The sequence below is a fragment of the Brachybacterium tyrofermentans genome (assembly GCF_014897585.1).
In the GTDB taxonomy this organism is placed as follows: Bacteria; Actinomycetota; Actinomycetes; order Actinomycetales; family Dermabacteraceae; genus Brachybacterium; species Brachybacterium tyrofermentans.
The window spans coordinates 1-2,425 of record NZ_JABUXW010000072.1; the positions used below are offsets into that span (position 1 = coordinate 1).

2 protein-coding genes and 1 pseudogene are annotated in these 2,425 nt (G+C 67.5%); all 3 read left to right on the plus strand.

Annotation, left to right across the window (positions count from 1 at the left end; genetic code table 11):
• Positions 1-440: HAD-IC family P-type ATPase (locus INT49_RS20700; protein WP_193119616.1), on the plus strand; the 440-nt coding region annotated here is incomplete at its 5' end.
• A 54-nt stretch (positions 441-494) separates the two neighbouring features.
• Positions 495-1,428 (plus strand): IS5 family transposase gene (locus tag INT49_RS20705; RefSeq protein WP_197408445.1). Its coding sequence is split into 2 segments (ribosomal slippage): positions 495-863 and positions 865-1,428, totalling 933 coding nucleotides; the frame shifts between segments, so codons are not numbered across the junction.
• Between the two features lie 14 nt (positions 1,429-1,442).
• Positions 1,443-2,363, plus strand: a pseudogene (locus tag INT49_RS20710) (IS30-like element ISPfr9 family transposase); the annotation flags it as partial.
• Positions 2,364-2,425 lie beyond the last annotated feature (62 nt).

The window sequence follows — 2,425 nt, forward strand, 5'->3', positions numbered from 1 at the left end:
TCCCGGACGTCCGTGCCGGCGTCCTGCCCACCGAGAAGGTCGCCGTGATCGAACAGCTCCAGGCCGAGGGGCACCGCGTCGCCATGGTCGGCGACGGCATCAACGACGCCCCCGCCCTCGCCGCCGCCGACCTCGGACTCGGAATCGTCACCGGCACCGACGTCGCCCTGAAGAGTGCTGACATCATCCTCGTCCGGGATGATCTCTACGCGATCGCCGACGCCATCACCCTCGCCCGCGCCACCAACCGCACCATCCGCACCAACCTCATCTGGGCCTTCGCCTACAACATCGCAGCCATCCCGATCGCCGCCGCCGGGCTGCTGAACCCCCTCATCGCAGCCGCAGCGATGTCCCTCTCCTCCGTCTTCGTCGTCCACAACAGCCTCCGACTCCAGAACATCCGAAGCCTCCGCCCAAACAGGCCACGCGACGTGTAACCAACTAGGGCGTGTCTCCTTAATGGTGGGTGAGGCTCGCGGGATGATGTCGGGGTGAGTGAGTCGAGGTTCGCGGTCCTGTCGGATCGGCAGTGGGAGCAGATCCAGCCGCATCTGCCCTCGAGCGATGGCCGACGGGGGCGTCCTTTCCGGAACAGTCGCCAGATCGTCGAGGGCATCATCTACCGGTACCGCACCGGGATCCCCTGGCGGGATCTTCCGCGAGAGCGTTTCGGGCCGTGGCAGACGGTCTGGAAGCGACATCGCCGCTATGCCGCGGACGGCACTTGGGATCACGTCCTCCAGGAGCTCCTCGCCACGGCCGACGCGGCCGGGAAGATCTCCTGGGACGTGTCGGTCGACGCGACGATCACGCGTGCGCATCAGCACGCGAGCAACACGACCCGCCCCGAGCAGGACACGGGGGGCCGGAGCGAATCACAGGCCGCGCGGTGAGGACTTCGTCCACAGTCCTCTGGGTGGTGCGCGCGAACCTGCAGGTCACGGGATCGGTCGGTCGCGAGGAGGGCTGACGACGAAGATCCATGCCGTGGTCGATGGGAACGGACGTCCGCTGGCGGCGGTCGTCACGGGCGGGCAGCGCAACGATGGCGTCATGCTGATCGAGGTACTGGCCGAGATCAGGGTTCCTCGCCCGGGCCGGGGCCGGCCCCGCACTCGCCCCGACAAGGTCCTCGCCGATCGCGCCTACACCTCGAGGATCAACCGCAGGCACCTCGCCCGGCGCGGTATCACGGGCGTGATCCCGCAGAAGCGGGACGAGATCGCTTCCCGCCAGCGCAAAGGCTCCCGGGGCGGGCGGCCGCCTGGGTTCGACGCGGTCGCCTACAAGGGACGCAACGTCGTCGAGCGCTCCTTCGCTCTCGCGAAGCAGTGGCGAGGACTGGCCACCCGCTACGACAAGCTCGCGCTCACCTACCGCGCCGCCGTCGTCCTCGCGGCCTGCATCACCTGGACCAGGATTTAAGAGACATGCCCTAGGTCCAGGACCGGCTCGCTGGCAAGGTCACCCACCCTGACGGCCGCACCGTCAACGGCCCAGACACGCCAGTCTGGAAAGGGTTGAACAAGCCCCACCGGGCCGACCGTCGCTGGTCGAAGGCCTGGAGCCCGGAGCAGATCAGCCACCGCCTGCGCATCGAGTTCGGTGATGATGAGTCCATGCGGATCAGTCACGAGGCGATCTACCAGTCACTGTTCATCGAGGGCCGCGGGGCGCTGAAGCGGGACCTGGTGACCTGCCTGCGCACCGGCAGGGCTCTGCGCTCGCCGCGTGAGCGTTCGCGGAACAAGCCCCATGGCCATGTCACCGCCGATGTCGTGATCAGCGAACGGCCCGCGGAGGCCGCGGATCGGGCTGTTCCCGGCCACTGGGAAGGCGACCTGATCATCGGCACCGGCCGCTCCGCGATCGGCACCTTGGTCGAACGCCACAGCCGCGCCACGATCCTGGTCCATCTGCCTCGCTTGGAGGGCTGGGGCCAGACGCCGCCGGTCAAGAACGGCCCCTCGCTGGGCGGTTACGGTGCGGTCGCGATGAACACCGCGCTCGCCGCGTCGATCACCGCTCTGCCGCAGCAGCTGCGCAAGACCATCACCTGGGACCGCGGCAAGGAACTATCCGCTCACGCCACCTTCGCCCTGGAGACCGGCACGAAGGTCTACTTCGCTGACCCCCACAGCCCATGGCAGCGGCCCAGCAACGAGAACACCAACGGGCTGCTGCGTCAGTACTTCCCCAAGGGCACCGACCTGTCCCGCTGGACAGCAGAAGATCTGGAAGCCGTGGCCCACACCCTAAACAGCCGCCCCCGCAAGACCCTCGGCTGGAGAACACCGGCCGAGGTCTTCGAAAAGCAACTACAATCCTTGGAAGAAGCCGGTGTTGCGACGACCGGTTGAACCTGCCGGACATCTCCGAGAGCGCGGATACCGAGACCAAGCGCAACAAGCGCTGATGAACG